At 69.1% G+C, this 17,966-nt stretch carries 17 protein-coding genes; 9 read left to right on the top strand and 8 right to left on the bottom strand.

What is annotated here, in order from left to right:
• Positions 1-101 precede the first annotated feature (101 nt).
• The 6 genes from AC07Y4_RS17160 to AC07Y4_RS17135 all read left to right on the top strand — a co-directional run bounded on the left by AC07Y4_RS17160 (position 102) and on the right by AC07Y4_RS17135 (position 6,169).
• On the top strand, positions 102-1,178 hold the full coding sequence (locus AC07Y4_RS17160; RefSeq protein ID WP_487847465.1) for a bifunctional nicotinamide-nucleotide adenylyltransferase/Nudix hydroxylase: 1,077 nt from the start codon (positions 102-104) through the stop codon (positions 1,176-1,178).
• Between the two features lie 65 nt (positions 1,179-1,243).
• Entirely contained in the window at positions 1,244-2,689 is a 1,446-nt protein-coding gene (locus tag AC07Y4_RS17155) for a nicotinate phosphoribosyltransferase (RefSeq protein WP_495274836.1), read from the top strand.
• Positions 2,690-2,773: 84 nt separating this feature from the next.
• Positions 2,774-3,916 carry an MGDG synthase family glycosyltransferase gene (locus tag AC07Y4_RS17150; RefSeq protein WP_487847466.1) on the top strand — a complete coding sequence of 381 codons (1,143 nt, stop codon included), beginning with the start codon at positions 2,774-2,776 and terminating at the stop codon, positions 3,914-3,916.
• On the top strand, positions 3,913-4,413 hold the full coding sequence (locus AC07Y4_RS17145) for a hypothetical protein (RefSeq protein WP_062480692.1): 501 nt from the start codon (positions 3,913-3,915) through the stop codon (positions 4,411-4,413). Before AC07Y4_RS17150 ends, AC07Y4_RS17145 begins: the two co-directional genes overlap by 4 nt.
• Positions 4,410-4,949, top strand: coding sequence for a dual specificity protein phosphatase family protein (locus AC07Y4_RS17140; protein WP_159274787.1), 540 nt, complete (start codon positions 4,410-4,412; stop codon positions 4,947-4,949). The genes AC07Y4_RS17145 and AC07Y4_RS17140 overlap by 4 nt, the downstream gene beginning before the upstream one ends.
• A gap of 89 nt (positions 4,950-5,038) precedes the next feature.
• Positions 5,039-6,169: a zinc-binding dehydrogenase gene (locus tag AC07Y4_RS17135; protein ID WP_495274835.1), complete on the top strand. Its 1,131-nt coding sequence runs from the start codon at positions 5,039-5,041 to the stop codon at positions 6,167-6,169.
• Between the two features lie 73 nt (positions 6,170-6,242).
• Here the strand turns inward: AC07Y4_RS17135 and AC07Y4_RS17130 are convergent, their stop codons facing one another.
• Positions 6,243-6,929, bottom strand: a complete 687-nt coding sequence (locus AC07Y4_RS17130; protein WP_070063030.1) for a TetR/AcrR family transcriptional regulator — start codon at positions 6,927-6,929, stop codon at positions 6,243-6,245.
• A gap of 11 nt (positions 6,930-6,940) precedes the next feature.
• Positions 6,941-8,176, bottom strand: a complete 1,236-nt coding sequence (locus AC07Y4_RS17125; RefSeq protein ID WP_487847468.1) for a CaiB/BaiF CoA transferase family protein — start codon at positions 8,174-8,176, stop codon at positions 6,941-6,943.
• 100 nt (positions 8,177-8,276) lie between these two features.
• Here AC07Y4_RS17125 and AC07Y4_RS17120 point away from each other — a divergent pair, with 100 nt between their 5' ends.
• From AC07Y4_RS17120 to AC07Y4_RS17110, 3 genes are read left to right on the top strand one after another with little or no spacing between them, the layout of a single operon-like run.
• Entirely contained in the window at positions 8,277-9,272 is a 996-nt protein-coding gene (locus tag AC07Y4_RS17120) for a Bug family tripartite tricarboxylate transporter substrate binding protein (RefSeq protein ID WP_487847469.1), read from the top strand.
• Positions 9,269-10,039, top strand: coding sequence for an enoyl-CoA hydratase/isomerase family protein (locus AC07Y4_RS17115; RefSeq protein ID WP_487847470.1), 771 nt, complete (start codon positions 9,269-9,271; stop codon positions 10,037-10,039). Before AC07Y4_RS17120 ends, AC07Y4_RS17115 begins: the two co-directional genes overlap by 4 nt.
• A 45-nt stretch (positions 10,040-10,084) precedes the next feature.
• Positions 10,085-11,251: an acyl-CoA dehydrogenase family protein gene (locus tag AC07Y4_RS17110; RefSeq protein WP_495274834.1), complete on the top strand. Its 1,167-nt coding sequence runs from the start codon at positions 10,085-10,087 to the stop codon at positions 11,249-11,251.
• Positions 11,252-11,278: 27 nt separating this feature from the next.
• On the opposite strand, the gene kdpE is transcribed toward AC07Y4_RS17110, so the two are convergent.
• Genes kdpE through kdpB form a run of 6 tightly spaced genes read right to left on the bottom strand, consistent with a single transcriptional unit; the run spans position 11,279 to position 17,956 of the window.
• Positions 11,279-11,980, bottom strand: coding sequence for a two-component system response regulator KdpE (kdpE, locus tag AC07Y4_RS17105; RefSeq protein WP_062480698.1), 702 nt, complete (start codon positions 11,978-11,980; stop codon positions 11,279-11,281).
• 8 nt (positions 11,981-11,988) lie between these two features.
• A complete protein-coding gene (locus AC07Y4_RS17100; RefSeq protein WP_487847472.1) occupies positions 11,989-14,733 on the bottom strand; it encodes a DUF4118 domain-containing protein in 2,745 nt (914 codons plus the stop codon).
• A 13-nt stretch (positions 14,734-14,746) separates the two neighbouring features.
• Positions 14,747-14,881, bottom strand: coding sequence for a hypothetical protein (locus AC07Y4_RS17095; protein WP_307581936.1), 135 nt, complete (start codon positions 14,879-14,881; stop codon positions 14,747-14,749).
• Positions 14,871-15,227, bottom strand: coding sequence for a hypothetical protein (locus AC07Y4_RS17090; RefSeq protein ID WP_062473825.1), 357 nt, complete (start codon positions 15,225-15,227; stop codon positions 14,871-14,873). The genes AC07Y4_RS17095 and AC07Y4_RS17090 overlap by 11 nt, the downstream gene beginning before the upstream one ends.
• A gap of 13 nt (positions 15,228-15,240) precedes the next feature.
• Complete coding sequence (gene kdpC, locus AC07Y4_RS17085; RefSeq protein WP_487847473.1) at positions 15,241-15,834, bottom strand: potassium-transporting ATPase subunit KdpC; 594 nt, start codon at positions 15,832-15,834, stop codon at positions 15,241-15,243.
• Between the two features lie 13 nt (positions 15,835-15,847).
• A complete protein-coding gene (gene kdpB / locus AC07Y4_RS17080; protein ID WP_487847474.1) occupies positions 15,848-17,956 on the bottom strand; it encodes a potassium-transporting ATPase subunit KdpB in 2,109 nt (702 codons plus the stop codon).
• Positions 17,957-17,966 lie beyond the last annotated feature (10 nt).

Here is a 17,966-nt window from a genome sequence, read left to right as displayed (position 1 = left end):
CCCCGTGGGGCCAGGAACACTTGATCGATGCGTCCGACCGGTGCTATCCTGAATCCAGGCGCAAGTTGATTGCGCCCTTTTTGGGGGATTCCCAAGTGACCATGCACAACACACGCAAGTTTCAGTACGCCATCGTCATCGGGCGTTTCCAGCCCGTTCATTTCGGTCACCAGCGACTCATCGAAGAAGGCCTTCGCGCCGCCGATCGGGTCATCGTGGTGGTCGGCTCCGACCGCAAGCCCCGCAGCGTCAAGGACCCCTTCACCTTCGATGAACGCGAACGCATGGTGCGCGCGTGCCTGCGCGGCAGCGAGCAGATGCGCGTGAGCGTCGTCGGCGTCGGCGACTCGCCCTACAACGACCAGATCTGGATCGCGTCGATCCAGTCTGCCGTCGAGCGGCTGATCCAGCAGGATGGCCACGTGCCCGCGGCGCAGGCCAAGGTCGCGCTGGTGGGGCACCTGAAGGACAGCTCCAGCTACTACCTCAAGCTCTTCCCGCACTGGGAGTTCGTGGGCCAGCACAGCGTGGAAAGCCTCAACGCCACCGACGTGCGCAACCTCTATTTCGACCCCGAGAACCGAGGCCAGCTCGCACGCGCCGACCTGCCCGACGGCACCGCCGCCTTCCTCGACAAGTTCACCGGCACCGCCGACTATGCCGAGCTCTGCGACGAACGCGCCTTCCTCGTCGACTACCGCGGCAAGTACCGCTACGCAGGCAGCGACTTTCCGCCGATCTACACCACGGTCGATGCCATCGTGGTCGAGGCCGGCCACATCCTCCTGGTGCAGCGCAAGTTCCACCCCGGCAAGGGAACGTGGGCGCTGCCCGGCGGCTTCGTCGGCCAGCACGAGCGGCTGCAGGATGCGGCCATTCGCGAGCTGAAGGAAGAAACCCGCCTCAAGGTGCCCGTGCCCGTGCTCAACGGCAGCATGAAGGCCAGCCATGTGTTCGATGCGCCCGACCGCTCGCAGCGCGGCCGCACGATCACGCACGGCTTCTTCTTCGAGCTGGCCCACAACCAGTGGACGGGCCTGTCGGACGTGCGTGCCGACGACGACGCGGCCGCCGTGCGGTGGGTGCCGATTGCCGAGTTCCTCGGGATGCCGGACCGCATCTACGAAGACCACTACTTCATCGCAAACCATTTTTTGGGTGGCCTGGGCAAGAACTGAACGACCAGGCTTTGTCAGCAAGAACGGGTCCCGGTTGACGGGGCCCACGTGAAAGGAGCTTTCACATGAACCGCAACCTCACCTCCTCGCCCCTGGGCAACAACCTGCTGCTGCGCACCGACTCCTACAAGGTGTCGCACTGGATGCAGTACCCGCCCGGTACGCAGACCGTCCACAGCTACATCGAATCGCGCGGCGGGCTCTTCAGCCATTCGCTGTTCTTCGGCCTGCAGGCGTACCTGCGCGAGTACCTGCAGACGCCGGTGACGCGCAGCGACGTCGAGGAAGCCGCAGCGATGATGGCCGTGCACGGCGAACCCTTCAACCGCGAAGGGTGGCTGCGGCTGATCGAGAAGCACGACGGACTGATGCCCGTGCGCATCCGCGCGGTCCCCGAGGGCAGCGTGCTGCCGGTGCACAACGTGCTCGCGACCATCGAGAACACCGACCCCGAGTTCTTCTGGGTCACGAGCTTTCTCGAAACCGAATTGCTGCGCGCCATCTGGTATCCGACCACGGTGGCCACGCTCTCGGCCGCCGCACGCACCACGCTGCTGCGCTACCTCGAAGCGACCTGCGACGACCCGCAAGGCCAGATCGCGTTCAGGCTGCACGACTTCGGCGCGCGCGGCGTGTCGAGCCTGGAATCGGCGGCGCTCGGCGGCATGGCCCACCTGGTCAACTTCATGGGCACCGACACGCTGGCGGCCTTGGTGGCGGCGCGTCGTTACTACGACTGCGACGTGGCGGGCTTCTCGATCCCCGCGGCCGAGCACAGCACCATCACGGGCTGGGGCCGCGACCATGAGTCCGACGCGTACAGCAACATGGTCGACCAGTTCGCCAAGCCCGGCACCACCTTCGCCGTGGTGAGCGACAGCTACGACATCTTCAACGCCTGCGCGCGCATCTGGGGCGACGAGCTCAAGGCCAAGGTGGTGGCCTCGGGCGCGACGCTGGTGGTGCGGCCCGACTCGGGCGACCCGGCCGAAACCACGCTCAAGGTGGCGCAGATCCTGGCCGAGCGCTTCGGCACCACGACGAATGCCAAGGGGTTCCGCGTGCTGAACAACGTGCGCATCATCCAGGGCGACGGCGTGAACCTCGACTCGCTGCGGCTGTGCCTCTCGAACTTCTTCCACAACGGCTTCTCGACCGAGAACATCTCCTTCGGCATGGGCGGCGGCCTGCTGCAGCAGGTCAACCGCGACACCATGCAATGGGCGATGAAGTGCTCGGCGATGCAGGTGAACGGCGAGTGGCGCGATGTCTACAAGTCGCCGGTGGGCGATGTGAACAAGGCCTCGAAGAAGGGGCGGCTCGCGCTGGTGCGCAACGCGCGCGGCGAAGTGCAGACGCTGCGCGAAGAAGCGCTGGCGAGCGGCCAGGTCGATCTGCTGCAAACGGTGTTCGAGAACGGACGCATCGTCGCGAACACCACCTTCGATGCGATTCGCGAGCGGGCGGCCGCCGGCGTGAATCAGCTCGTCACGTCGCGGGCGCCGCTCTGAGGCGGTGATCCTTCCAGCACGGCGCGTGTGCATCGGCCGTGCCACATGGCATGTCCATAATCCGGCGACCAGACCGCCGAATCCATGACCAAACTCCTGATCCTCAGTGTGAGCGCCGGCAACGGCCATGTGCGCGCCGCCCAGGCGCTCGAAGCCACCCTCGCCCAGTCGTTCGCGCCGCACACCGCGGTGCATGTCGACGCCATGGCCCATGTGCCGGCGGGCTTTCGCAAGGTGTACACCGACTGGTACCTGCAGCTGGTGAACCGCGCGCCCGAGCTGTGGTCGTACCTGCACCAGCGCACCGACGTCACGCCGCACCACGCGCCCTCGCAGCGGCTGCGCCGCGGCATCGAGCGCCTGAGCACCGGGGCGCTGGTGCGCGAGATCCGCCGCGCCAAGCCCGACGCCGTGATCTGCACCCACTTCCTGCCGGCCGAGCTGCTGATGCGCGAACGCAACCGGGGCCGCATCGAGTGCCCCGTGTGGCTGCAGATCACCGACTACGACCTGCACAACATGTGGCTGGTGCCGGGCATGACGGGCTACCTCGCGGCCACGGAAGAAGTCGCCTTCCGGCTGCGCGCACGCGGCATTCCGCCGGAGCGCGTGCATGTCACGGGCATTCCGGTGATGCCGGCTTTTTCCGAGCCCGATGCGCCCGAACTCGCGCACGCGACCTGCGCGAGCGCGCTGGGCCTGGACCCTGCGCGCCCGGTGCTGCTGATGGCCTCGGGCGGTGCCGGCGTGGGCGACCTGCCGAGCATGGTGGAGCGCGTGCTGGCGCTGGGCGGCGACACGCCCTTCCAGGTCATCTCGGTGGCTGGCCGTAACGCCGAGGCCCATGCACGGCTCGAGGCGCTGTCGCAGCGCCATCCGGGCCGCGTGGTGGCCGTCGGCTTCACGAACGAGATGCACAAGATGATGGCCGCGGCCGACCTGGTCGTGACCAAGCCCGGCGGCCTCACGGTGTCCGAGTGCCTGGCGCTGGGCAAGCCGATGCTGCTGATCTCGCCGATTCCGGGACAGGAAGAACACAACGCCGGCTTCCTCATGGAAGAAAGCGCCGCCTGGCTGGCCTACGACGCCATCGGCCTGGACTACAAGGTCGCGCGCCTCATGGCCGACCCCGCCAAGCTCGCGGCCATGGCCGCGCGCAGCCGCGCCCTGGGCAAGCCGCAGGCCGCGCGTGCGGTGCTGCAGCGCGTGCTGGGTCTCGGCGCATGAGCGGCGCAGCCGTGGAGCCGCGGCCCGGCATCGGCCGCACGCTGGTCTACCTCGCGTGGGTCGTGACGATGGCGTTCTTCTTCGCCAACGCCGAGATCCAGATCGAAGGCGGCGCCGGCTGGGCGACCTCGCTGCCCACCTGGCGCATCGAGAACAACATCTGGCTCGACCTGTTCTGGGGCGGCCGCGCGATGACGGGGTACCACGCCTGGGTGTTCACCTTCATGATGCTCGTGTTCTTCTCGCCGCTGGCCTTCCAGGGGCGCTGGACCTTGCGCGACTGGGGGCTGGCGCTCGCGGGGCTGATCGTGTTCTGGGTCTGCGAAGACTTTTTGTGGTTTCTCATCAACCCGGCCTTCGGCTTCGAGAACTTCAACCCCGTGAAGGCCTTCTGGCACAAGCACTGGCTGTGGGGCGCGCCGGTCGACTACTGGGGCGGGCTCGCGGTGGCGCTGCTGATCCTGGTGCGTCGCCACTGGCCGCGCCGCGCACGATGAAGCAAGACACCGCCGATCTGCGTCCCGGCCACTGGGCCGATCCGCTCGACGCCCTGCAGGTCGAGAACCTGCACCGCATCACGCCCACGCTGTACCGCAGCGCGCAGCCGCGGCGCGCGAACGTGGCGGCGCTGCAGTCGCTGGGCATCCGCACCGTCGTGAGCCTGCGTTCCTTCAACGACGACCGGAAGGTGTTTGCCGGCAGCGGCATCCGGCTGGTGCGCGTGCCGATCAACACCTGGTCGATCGACGACGCCAAGGTGCTGCGCGCGCTGGTCGCGATGCGCGAGGCCGAAAAGCAAGGGCCGGTGCTCATCCACTGCATGCACGGCGCCGACCGCACGGGCGTGGTGGCGGCCGTCTACCGCATGGCCGTGCAGGACTGGGACAAGGACAGCGCGCGCCAGGAGATGCTGCGCGGCGGCTATGGGTACCACACGCTGTGGCGCAACATCCCGCGCTACATCGAGCGGCTCGATCCGCTGCGGATGCGCCATGCGCTGGCCCATGCCCCGGTGATCCCCATGGTGTCTTGAAGGCGCCAGCAGGCGCGCGCACCCGCTCCTATACTGGCCGCCCCGTGGCCGATGGCCATCTCCGAACGACCTTTCACAGGGGCTTTCCCATGGCACTCCAACTGCGCTCCCTCGTCCGTTCCAACGGCGAACTCGAACTCTCCCTGCACGACGACCCGATGCCCGAACCGCAGGCCCACGAGGTGGTGATCCGCGTCGAGGCCTCGCCGATGAACCCGTCGGACCTGGGCCTGCTCTTCGGCGCCGCCGACATGAGCACGGCCGTGGCCTCCGGCACGGCCGATCGCCCGGTCGTCACCGCCACGGTGCCCGAGCGTGCGCGCGCCTCTATGGCGGCGCGGCTCGACCAGTCGATGCCGGTGGGCAACGAAGGCGCGGGCGTGGTGGTCAAGGCCGGTTCGTCGCCGGCTGCACAGGCACTGCTGGGCAAGACCGTGGCGGCCATCGGCGGCGCGATGTACTCGCAGTACCGCGCGGTGCCCGTGGCGATGTGCCTCGAGCTGCCGGCGGGCACCACGCCGGCCGAGGGCGCGTCGTGCTTCGTGAATCCGCTGACCTCGCTGGGCATGGTCGAGACCTTGAAGCGCGAAGGCCACAAGGCGCTGGTGCACACCGCAGCCGCGTCCAACCTGGGCCAGATGCTCAACAAGATCTGCCAGAAGGACGGCATCGACCTCGTCAACATCGTGCGCAAGCCCGAGCAGGAAGCGCTGCTGCGCAGCATCGGCGCGAAGTACGTCTGCAACGCGAGTTCGCCGGACTTCCTCGAACAGCTGACCGACGCGCTGGTCGCCACCGGCGCCACGCTGGCCTTCGACGCCACGGGCGGCGGCAAGCTGGCCGGCCAGATCCTCGGCTGCATGGAGGCGGCACTGAACCGCACCGCCAAGGAATACAGCCGCTACGGCTCGACCACGCACAAGCAGGTCTACATCTACGGCGGCCTGGACCGCAGCCCGACCGAGTTCGTGCGCAACTTCGGCATGGCCTGGGGCATGGGCGGCTGGCTGCTGTTCCCGTTCCTGCAGAAGCTGGGCGATGAAGGCACGCAGCGGCTGCGTTCGCGCGTGGTGGCTGAGTTGAAGACGACGTTTGCGAGCCACTACACGCGGGAGGTGTCGCTGGTCGAGGCGCTGCAACTCGATGCGATCGGGGTGTATGGGAAGCAGGCTACCGGGGAGAAATTCCTGCTGAATCCGAACAAGGGGCTGGCGGGCTGACACCTGCCTGGGCGCAAGACCATCGGCCCGGCCCGCAACCCGGCGTTCGACTCGATTCAGCCGGCGTGGCGCCTCACCTCGGCCGCGAATTGCGGCTGCGGGGCCCCTGCCATGCGTCGGGGTCTTGCGCGAAGCTTTGAACAATCATCGTCGACAGCTCTTTTTGCACCGCGCGCAAATCGACCGTCGATTCTTTCAACAGCGCCTGCAGCATCACGCCACGCAGCGCCCCCAGCACGATGACGGCAGCCGTGGCGGGATCGACGCCCTTTCGCATTTCGCCTGCAGCGATGGCGGCCCGGAAGTGCAACGCCAGAAAGTCGATCACGCTCTGGTTGTAGCGCCCCAGGCTTTCGCCGGTTTCGGAATCGTCGGTGGTGGCCTCGGCCATCAGCACCAGCAAGGCGCGGGTGTTGGTCCATCCGCCATCGGCGCGTCCCAGGTACACGTCCACGAAGGAAAGCAACGATGCCATGCCCTCGTCGGCCGGTGGGCTGCGCTCGAGCTCGTGCATGAAGTTCTGGTTGATGTAGGCAGCCAGCGCACGCAGCAGCGCAGGCTTGCTTCCGAAATGATGCGCCGCCAGGCCCCGGCTGTAGCCGGCCGCCTCGCCCACTTCGGCCAGCGTCATCCCGACCCACCCCTTGCGCGACACGATCTCGCGGGCCGCTTCCAGCAGGCGTGCCTCAGCCGCTGCGCGGCGCTCCATCTGCGTTCGGCGAGGGAGCGTGGTGTTCGGCGATTTGGCGGCGGTCCTCATGGGCCCGAAGTCTAACGACGCGATGCGGCATCCTTCACCACGCCGGCGCTGAGCAACCGGTCGATCCGGTCGCCGGCATAGCCCAGCTCCCCGAGGATCTCGTTCGAGTGCTGCCCGAGCAGCGGCGCACCGCTGCGGATCTGCGCCGGCGTGGCGCCGAACAGCGTGGCCGGCCGCGTGGTCCGCAAGGCGCCTTCCGAGGGATGGTCCATCGGCTGGAACATGCCGACCGCTTTCAGGTGCGGGTGCTCGGGCAGGTCGTCGATGCGCCAGATCTGCGTGGCGGGAATGTCGAGCTCTTCGCAGATCGCGACCCACTCGGCGGTGCTGCGCGTCGGTGTCAGGCTGTGGAGTTCGCGATAGAGCTCGCGGACGCTCGCGTTGAGCTTGTGCCGGTCCGACAGGTCGTAGGCACCCTCCAGGTCTTCCCGTCCCACGCGGCGGAACAGCGCGAGCCACTGCTGCGGGCTGTACGGCAGCATGGCGATGTAGCCGTCCGACGTCGGTGCCGGCTTGCGCCCGCCGCTCACCACGCGCCCATAGCCCGCGGGTGCGGTCGGCGGATCGAAGGCGAGCCCGCCCATGTGCTCCACCATGGTGAACTCGACCATCGTCTCGAGCATGGGCACTTCGACGTACTGGCCGTTTCCGGTGCGCTCGCGATGGAACAGTGCCGCAAGCACCGCATTGACGACCACGATGCCGGTGGTCTTGTCGGCCATCAGCGTGGGCACGTAGTCAGCCGTTCCCGTGGACTGCCACATCAGCCCCGCGACACCGCTGGCGGCCTGAATGATGTCGTCGAACGCAGGCTTGGCATGGTCCGGGCCGTCCTGGCCGAAGCCGGTGGCCGCGCAGTAGACGATGTCGGGGCGTACCGCCCGCAGCGCGTCGTAGCCCAGGCCCAGGCGTTCGATGGCGGGAACGCGCATGTTGTGCACGAAGACATCGGCGTCCGCCGCGAGTTCGAGCAGGATCTGCCGGCCTTCGGCGCTCTTGAGGTCGACCGCCAGGGAGCGCTTGTTGCGATTGATGGCCAGGAAGATCGAACTCATGCCGGTGTGACGCGACACACCGTTGGCGCGCATCAGATCGCCTTCGATCGGCTCGACCTTGATGACGTCGGCGCCATAGTCGCCCAGGATCTGCGTGGCAACGGGTCCGAGCACGACCGAGGTCAGGTCGAGCACGCGAACGCCCTTGAGCGGTCCGCTCGCCGCTGGTGTCGTGGGGGGCCGTTTTTCCATGAAGGTTCTCTGCTGATGTGGTGAGGGTCATCTTATCAACTTGCTTGTCGATCAACAAGTAACTTCATAGAATCCGACCTCCACCACAGGAGACACGTTCATGATCCCTTTGTCGAAGATGCTGCGCGCCGCGGCGTTCACGGCCGCGCTGGCATCCGCCGCGGCACCGTTCGCGCAGGCCCAGTCACAACAGGCCGCCGCGACCTATCCGTCCAAGCCGATCCATTTCGTCGTACCGTTTCCGCCCGGCTCCGGCACCGACGTCGGCGCACGCTTCTTCGCGCGAAAGCTGGGCGAGCTGGCAGGACAGCCGGTGATCGTCGAGAACCGCGCGGGCGCCAACGGCTTCATCGCCGTGAAAGCCGTGACCTCCGCGCCTGCCGACGGCTACACCCTGCTGATGGGCAGCAACTCGACGCTGGCCACCAACGTGGCGCTGTTCAAGCAACTGCCGTACGACCCGGTGAAGGACCTGGCCCCGGTCTCGACGCTCATGCGCTCGCCCATCGTGCTCATCGTGCCGGCCAACTCGCCCTACAAGACACTCAAGGACCTGATCGATGCGGCGCGCGCCAAGCCCGGGCAGCGCACCTATGCATCGGGGTCGGCCGCCTACCAGCTCATGGGCGAACTGTTCGCCGACAAGGCCGGCATCCAGCTGCTCAACGTGCCCTACAAGGGCGCGCCCGATGCAGTCAACGCCACCCTCTCCGGGCAGACCGATCTGGGCTTTTCCGACATCACCGCCACCATGGAGTTGCTGCGCGGCGGCAAGATCCGCGCACTCGCCATTGCGGCCGACCAGCGCCTTGCCGGCCTGCCCGATGTGCCCACCGCGCAGGAACAGGGCATCGGCGGCTTCAGCGCCGACACGTGGACGGGCGTCGCCGTGGCGGCCAACACGCCGAAGCCGGTGGTCGACAAGCTGTCGGACATGTTCGTGAAGATCCTCGCCATGCCCGAGACGCGAGAGTTCTACGCCAAGCAGAACGTGATCACGATGAAAGGCGGCCAGGACGAGCTGCGCGACTTCCAGCGCGAACAGATCGCCGTCTGGAAGCGCATCGCGGCGGCCGCAAGGATCGAACTCCAATGATCGATTCGCCCTCCATTTCCCACAGCCGCGACGCCCATGTCGTCACGCTGACCCTGCGGCGCGGCCCGCACAACTTTGTCGATGCCGCCACGATGCGCGACCTGGCCGATCGCCTGGCCGCACTCGACGACGATGCAGGCTGCCGCGCCATCGTGCTCGCGGCCGAAGGCAAGTCGTTCTGTGCCGGCGCCGACTTCTCGGGCGTTCCCTCGGGCGGCCAGGCCGTCGACCCCGCCGACTTCTACACCCACGCCATGCGGCTCTTCGACGCCCGAAAGCCCTTGGTCGCGGCGGTGCAAGGCGCGGCGGTGGGCGCGGGCGTCGGGCTTGCGCTGGTGGCCGACTTTCGCGTGAGCTGTGTGCAGGCGCGGTTCAGCGTCAACTTCAACCGGCTGGGCTTTCACCCCGGCTTCGGTCTGAGCCACACATTGCCTCGCCTGATCGGCATGCAGCGGGCCTCGATGCTGTTCTACACGGGCCGCCGCATCGACGGCACCGAAGCGCTGGCCATCGGCCTGGTCGACGAGCTGGTGACGGCCGACGAGGTGCTGGCCCGCGCGCAGGCGCTCGCCCAGGAGATCGCCGGGTCGGCGCCGCTCGCGGTACAGAGCACGCGCGCCACCTTGCGCGCCGGCTGCGCGCAGGACGTGCGCGCAATCAACCAACGGGAGCTGGCCGAGCAACAGGTGCAATTCCTGAGCGAAGACTTCCGTGAAGGCGTCAAGGCCATGGCCGAACGCCGCACGCCGCGCTTCACCGGTCGCTGAGCGGCCACTCGATCAGCTTTGCACAGACAACGACGGAGTACCTGAATGAATTTCGAACTCGACCCCGAACACCAGACGCTCAAGGAGCTTGTCGCCAGCTTCGTGCGCGAAGACCTGCTGCCGCTGGAACCGGCCCTGCTGAAACGGGAGGCCGCCGGTGAACCCTGGGAGCTCTCGGCCGATGAGCACGCGCGGCTGGACACCGTGTCGAAGGCCCGCGGCCTGTGGGGCCTCGATGCGCCCGCCGAAATGGAGGGCCTCGACCTCCCGGTGGTGGCGATCGTCGGGGTGAACGAAGAATTCGGAAAGACCATCACGCCCTACGAGCTGCCCCCCGACTCGCCCAATCTGCGGATGCTGCTGACCGCCGCCAACGACGCGCAGCGCGCCGCCTACCTGGCCCCTTACGCACGCGGAGAGACGGTTTCGGCCATCGCCATTTCGGAGCCCGGCGCGGGCGCCGACCCTTCGGCCATGTCGACGCGCGCCGTGCGCGACGGCGACGACTGGGTTCTCAATGGCCGCAAGATCTGGATCAGCCGCGCCGCGCGCGCGGACTGGACCATCGTCATGGCCGTCACGGACAAGACCAAGCCGGGCCGTCCGGGCATCTCGGCGTTCATCGTCGATCGCCAGACCCCGGGCTTTCGCGTCGAGCGTCGCATCCCCATGATCGGCGGCGTCTCGACCTACGAGGTGCTGCTCGAAGACTGTCGCGTGCCGCATGCACGCCTGCTCGGCCAGGAAGGCCAGGGGTTCGCGCCGATGCAGGCGCGCCTGTCGAGCCGGCGCCTGCAGATGGCCGCGTGGTGCGTCGGCCGCGCCCAGCGCGCGCTCGACATGATGTGCGAGTACGCACCGCAGCGCAGCACCTTCGGCGCCTCGCTCGCCGAACGCCAGACGGTGCAATGGTGGATTGCCGACGCGGCCACGCGCATTCACGCCTGTCGACTCATGACCTACGAAGCAGCCGCGCGCATCGATCGTGGCGACGAGGCGCGCAGCCAGGTCTCCATGGTCAAGGTGTTCGCCACCGAGATGGCGGGGAAAGTGATCGACCACGCGATGCAGATGTTCGGCGCCATGGGCATGACCAAGGAAATGCCACTGCATCAGATGGCCAACGAAGCGCGCCTGATGCGGATCTACGAAGGTCCGAGCGAAGTGCACCGCTGGGTGGTTGCACGCGAGCTGCTCGGCCTGAAGCGCTGACGGGAGGCCGGCACTCGCCGGCCATGCCTAGACGACGAGTCGGTACCCCACCGCCGTCTCCGTCAACAGATGCTTCGGCTGCGCCGGATCGGCCTCCAGCTTCTGCCGCAGATGCCCCATGTAGATGCGCAGGTAGTGGCTCTGGTCCGTGTGCGACGGGCCCCACACCTCGCGCAGCAGCTGCCGCTGCGTCAGCACGCGGCCGGCGTTGGCCACCAGCACGGAGAGCAGGCGGTACTCGGTCGGCGTGAGGTGCACCTCGGCGCCTGCACGGCGCACGATGCGTGCGGCGCGGTCCAGTTCGATCTCGCCGAAGCGGAACACGGCCTCGGCGGCCGGCTCGTCGCCGTTGCCGCCCGCGGCGCGTGGCCGGCGCAGGTTGGCGCGCACGCGGGCGAGCAGTTCGCCGGTGCCGAAGGGCTTGGTGAGGTAGTCGTCGGCGCCGGCGTCGAGCGCGGCGATCTTGTCGGCTTCGTCGGTGCGGGCCGAGAGCACGATGATCGGCACCTGCGACCAGCCGCGCACATCGCGGATCAGCGACACGCCGTCACCGTCGGGCAGGCCCAGGTCGAGCACCAGCAGGTCGGGTTGCCGCGTGCCGGCTGCCGCCAGGCCGTCGCGCAGGGTGCCGGCCTCGTGCACCTGCCAGCCTTCGGCCTCGAGCGCGCCGCGCACGAAGCGGCGGATCTGCGGCTCGTCTTCGATCACGATGGCGGTGGGGGATGGCATGACGGGTTTCAGAGCTGGGCTTCAGCGGGTTCGGGTGGCTCGCGGCGCGGCAAGGTGACGGTGAATTCTGCACCGCCGTCGCGCGCATTCGCCGCGCTGATCTCGCCGCCGTGCGCGCTCACCACGGCGCGGCAGATGGCCAGGCCGAGGCCGACGCCGGGCGTGGCGGATTCGGCCTCGCCGCGCGTGAACTTGTCGAACAGGGTCTGCTCGCGGCCGTGCAGCGCGGCGGGCAGGCCGGGGCCGTGATCGCGCACGGTGAGCACCAGCGTGCCGGCCTCCGCGCGCGCACCCACCTCGATGGGTGCGGCGCCGTACTTGGCGGCGTTCTCCAGCAGGTTGACGAGCACGCGCTCGATGAGCACGGCGTCGAACTCGACCAGCGGCAGCTCAGGGTCCCACGCGGTCTGCACGGTCATGCCGCGCAGCGCGGGGCGCGCGGCGCGGATGGCGGCGCCCACCACCTCTTCGACCGACTGCCAGTCGCGCCGCAGGTTGACCGCGCCGCCGGCCACGCCGCTTTCGAGGCGAGCCATGTCGAGCAGGTTGCTGACCAGCGCATGCAGCGCGTGCGCCTGCGTGACGATGGCGCGCGCGGCCTCGCCATGCTCTTCGGGCGGCAGGGTCTGCAGCGATTCGGCCAGCGCGATGAGCGCGGTGAGCGGGGTGCGCACATCGTGCGAGATGGCACCGAGCAGCGCGTTGCGCAGGCGCTCCGATTCCATCTCGACCACAGCGCGCTGCGCGACCTCGACGTAGTGCACGCGCTCCAGCGCGATGGCAATCTGGCGCGCCAGCGTGTCCAGCTGCTGCGCCTGTTCGGGAATCAGCAGCCAGCGCGGGCGGGCCGGGCACAGCGCGAGCACACCGCGCACGCGCATGGGCGCGCGCAGCGGCACGTAGTGCCAGGGCTGGGCGGCGAGTGTGGCGGTGGCCAGGCCGGCGGGCTGGCCGTGGCGGAAGGCCCAGTCGGCCACCTGCGCGTCGAAGCCGGGCGGTGGGTCGGCGGGGGGCACGAGCTGGTCGGCCGCGTCGGTGACCAGCACGCGCGCATGGCCGCCGAAGTGGGCCTGCACGGCGGCGGCGCCGAGCGCGACGACCTGGGTGCTTTCGAGCGCGGCCGAGAGCTCGCGCGTGAGCTCGAACAGCGAACGCGCGCGGCGTTCGCGGCTGGTCGACACGCCGGCCGCGAAGCGCAGCCCGGCCGTGAGCTGCCCCACCAGCAGGCCGACGCCGAGCATCACGGCGAAGGTCAGCAGGTACTGCACGTCGCTGACCGCGAAGGACAGGCGCGGCGCGACGAAGAAGTAGTCGAAGGCCGCCACGTTGAGCATCGCCGCCAGCGCCGAAGGCCCGCGCCCGAAGCGCATCGCCACGCCCACCACGCCGAGCAGGAACAGCATGACGATGTTGGACAGCTCCAGCACGCCCGTGAGCGGCGTGCACAGCAGCGTGAGCGCGATGCTGGTGGCCGCGGCCCAGGCGTAGCCGGGCCAGCGCGACTGCGCGCGCTCATCGTCGTCGTCGGCCTGCGTGGCAACCAGCGTCGCCTGCGACAGGCGGCGCGCGCTGTCGGCGCGGCCCACTTCGAGGATGTCGAGCGCTGGCGCCCGCTGCGCCAGCGCGCGCGCCAGCGGCACGGCGGATGCGCCCCACCAACGCCGCCAGCCGCGCACGGGCTCCGCGCGCCCGATGACCAGCGTCGCGCAGTTCAGGCGCCGCGCCTGCTCGGACAGTTGCTCCGCCACATCGGCGCCGGTGAGTACGGCCGTGGCCGCGCCCAGTTCCTCGGCCAGCTTGAGCACGGCGAGGATGCGGTCGCGCTGCGCGGCATCGAGGCGCTGCAGCCGCGGCGTCTCGACGTACGCGGCATGCCAGCGCACGTTGAGCTGACCCGCGAGCCGCGCGGCGGTGCGCACGGTCTGCGCTGCGCCCTCATGCGGGCCGACGCAGGCCAGGATGGCGCCCGAAGTGTTCCAGGCCTGCAGCGCCGCGCCGCCCTGCCCGTTGCCGCCGGGGCCCGACTGCTCGACGCGCCAGCCGCGCACGTCGTCTTCCACGTGCTCGGCGGTGCGGCGCAGCGCAATCTCGCGCAGCGCGATCAGGTTGCCCTTGCGGAAGAAATTCTGTGCTGCGCGCTCGGCCTGTTGCGGCAGGTAGACCTTGCCGGCCGCGAGCCGCGCCGTGAGTTCGTCGGGCGTGACGTCGACCAGCACCACCTCGTCGGCCTCGTCGAGCACGGTGTCGGGCACGGTCTCGTGCACGCGCACGCCGGTGATGGCGCCCACGGTGCCGTTGAGGCTTTCCAGGTGCTGCACGTTGAGTGCCGACCACACCTCGATGCCGGCGGCCAGCAGCTCCTGCACGTCCTGCCAGCGCTTGGCGTGGCGCGAGCCGGGCGCGTTGGTGTGGGCGAGTTCGTCGACCAGCAGCACCGCGGGCTTGCGCGCCAGTGCGGCGTCGAGATCGAACTCGGCGAGCGTGCGGCCGCGGTAAGGCACCTCGCGCAGCGGCAGCGTGTCGAGCCCCGCGAGCAGCGCGGCGGTCTCGCTGCGGCCGTGCGTTTCGACCACGCCGATGAGCACGTCGCGCCCGGCCTCGCGCTCGCGCCGGGCGGCGCTGAGCATGGCCCAGGTCTTGCCGACACCGGCACTGGCACCGAAGTAGATGCGCAGCTTGCCGCGCAGCGCGCGCGCCTCGTCGCTGCGCAGTTGCGCGAGCAGGGCGTCGGGGTCGGGGCGGGTCTCGGGCATGGGAGCGCGCAGATTAGCGCATTGGCGGTCCGTTCTTGCGCCGCCGTGAGTGTCGGCGCGCGGTGCGCGACAGCACCCACCAGGCGAAGCCCAGCGGCACGAACAGCGCCGCCATGGCCAGCAGCGCGTGCAGCAGGTCAGTGACCATGGCGCAGGCCGCAGCGCGCGAGGTGATCACGCCAGCTCATGAGCCGGCCGATCTCGCCAGACGGCACGCATTCGATGAGGCGGTGCAGCACCTCGGCATAGCGCGCGGTCGGAAAGCGGATCATCAGCCGCACGCAGGGCGCGTCGCTTTCCTGCGAGCTGCAGGCATGCAGCAGCGGCTCACAGCGCACCACGCCGGCCTCGGCGCAGGCGGCGATGCTGCGGCGCACGCGCAGCGCGTCGGCGCAGCAGACGGTGACGTCGAGCACATGGAACTGCGTCGTGCGCGGCGCGATCGGACTTCGCACGACGGCGACAGGGTGTTCACGGTAGGCGGCATAGGCCATGGTTGTTTTCTCCTCAACGCACCGTCGAAGAAGCATCGAGCGCCAGGTTCAGCGCCAGCACGTTGACGCGCGATTCGCCCAGCACGCCCCACAGCGGCTTCTGGGTGTTCTGCACGATCAACACGTTCACCTGATCGATCGGCACGCCGCGTTCACGCGCCACACGGGCAGCCTGGTAGTGCGCGGCGGCGGGGCTGATGTCGGGGTCGAGCCCGCTGGCCGAGGCCGTGACGAGGTCCACCGGCACCGGCGCGGTGTTGCCCGGGTCGGCCGCGCGCAGCGCCTCGACGCGTGCCTTCACCGCATCGGCCAGCGCGGGGTTCAGCGGGCCCTGGTTGGAGCCGCCCGAGGCGCTCGCGTTGTAGGGCTGCGGCGCGGTGGCCGACGGGCGGCCCCAGAAGTGCTTCGGGTCGCTGAAGTTCTGGCCGATGAGCGCGGAGCCCACGGGCTTGCCGTCGCGCATCACCAGGCTGCCCGCCGCCTGCGACGGGAACAGCGCCTGCGCGGCGCCGGTGACGGCCGCCGGGTAGAGCAGGCCGGTGAATGCGCTCAGCAGTGCGAAGAGCACGAGGGCGGGGCGGACTATGCTGCCGTTGTTGTTTTTCATGGTGAAGAACTCCTCAGACCAGATGGACTGCAACCAGCAGCCAGTCGATCAACTTGATGCCGATGAAGGGAACGAGCAAACCGCCCAGGCCGTAGATGGCGAGGTTGCGGCGCAGCAGCGCGGCGGCGCCCACCGGCCGGTAGCGCACGCCTTTGAGCGCGAGCGGAATCAGGAACACGATGACGAGCGCGTTGAAGATCACCGCCGACAAAATGGCCGACGACGGGCTGGCTAGGCGCATCACGTTGAGCGCACCGAGCTGCGGGTAGGTCGACACGAAGATCGCCGGAATGATCGCGAAGTACTTCGCCACGTCGTTCGCGATCGAGAAGGTGGTGAGCGAGCCACGCGTCATGAGCAGTGCCTTGCCGGTTTCCACCACCTCGAGCAGCTTGGTCGGGTTGGAGTCGAGGTCGACCATGTTGCCGGCCTCCTTCGCAGCCTGCGTGCCGCTGCCCATGGCCACGGCCACGTCGGCCTGCGCGAGCGCGGGGGCATCGTTGGTGCCGTCGCCGGTCATCGCGACCAGCCGGCCTTCGGCCTGGTACTTGCGGATCAGCGCGAGCTTGTCCTCGGGCGTGGCCTCGGCCAGGAAGTCGTCCACGCCGGCCTCGGCCGCGATGGCGGCGGCCGTGAGCTTGTTGTCGCCGGTGATCATCACGGTCTTGATGCCCATGCGGCGCAGCTCGGCAAAGCGGTCGCGGATGCCGGTCTTGACGATGTCCTTGAGCTCGACCACGCCGAGCACGCGGTTGCCTTCGGCCACGGCCAGCGGCGTGCTGCCGCGGCGTGCCGTTTCTTCGGCGGCGCGCAGCATCTCGGCCGGCACGCTGCCGCCCAGCGCTTCGACATGGCGGCGCACCGCGTCGACCGCGCCCTTGCGCAGCACGATGGCATCGACGTCCAGGCTGTTCGGCGCGGCCGGCAGGTCGACACCGCTCATGCGGGTCTGCGCGGTGAAGGGCACGAAGCGCGCGCCTTCGACCGACGCCGCTTCGAGGCCGTCGCGGCGCGCGAGTTCGACGATGCTGCGGCCCTCGGGCGTTTCGTCGGCCAGCGAGGCGAGCATGGCGGCGCGTGCGAGGCGGCCCTTGGGCACGCCGGGCGCGGGCAGGAAGGCGCTGGCCTGGCGGTTGCCGTGCGTGATGGTGCCGGTCTTGTCCAGCAGCAGCACGTCGACGTCGCCGGCGGCTTCCACCGCGCGGCCCGAGGTGGCGATCACGTTGGCCTGCATCATGCGGCTCATGCCGGCCACGCCCACGGCCGAGAGCAGGCCGCCGATGGTGGTCGGGATCAGGCACACGAGCAACGCGACCAGCGCGGTGAGCGACACCACGGTGCCCGCACCCGCGGCCTCGACGCTGAACACCGAGAACGGCAGCAGCGTGACGGTGACCATGAGGAACACGATGGTCAGCGCGACCAGCAGGATGGTCAGCGCGATCTCGTTCGGCGTCTTGTGGCGCTTGGCCGCCTCGACCATGCCGATCATGCGGTCCAGGAACGACTCGCCGGGGTTCACCGAGATGCGCACCACCAGCCAGTCGGACAGAACACGCGTGCCGCCCGTCACCGCCGAGAAGTCGCCGCCCGACTCGCGCACCACGGGCGCCGATTCGCCGGTGATGGCGCTCTCGTCGACCGAGGCCACGCCTTCGATCACTTCGCCGTCGAGCGGGATCACGTCGCCGGCTTCGACCAGCACGACGTCGCCCTTGCGCAGATTCGGCGCCTGCTCCGGCAGCCACGGTGCGCCGTGGTGCGGCTGTTGCTGGTCCTTCAGCTTCTTGGCCCAGGTGTCCTTGCGCAGGCCGCGCAGCGAGGCCGCCTGCGCCTTGCTGCGGCCTTCGGCCAGCGCTTCGGCGAAGTTGGCGAACAGCACGGTGAACCACAGCCAGATGGTCACGGCCAGCACGAAGGCAGGCTGCATGCCGGTATCGCCCGGAAAGCTCAGCGCATGCACCCACAGCAGCGTCGTGAGGATGCTCCCGATGTAGACGATGAACATCACCGGGTTGCGCCACTGGGTGCGCGGGTTCAGCTTGGCGAAGGCGCCCCACAGCGCGGGCTTGACCAGTGCTGCGTCGAACAGCGAGAGGGAGGTTTTGGTTTTGACAGTCATGGTGCGCTCC

This window comes from Variovorax sp. GW460-12-1-14-LB1 (genome assembly GCF_059423605.1).
The sequence above is the reverse complement of the archived record's forward strand: the minus strand, read 5'-3'. Positions and strand labels throughout refer to the sequence as shown.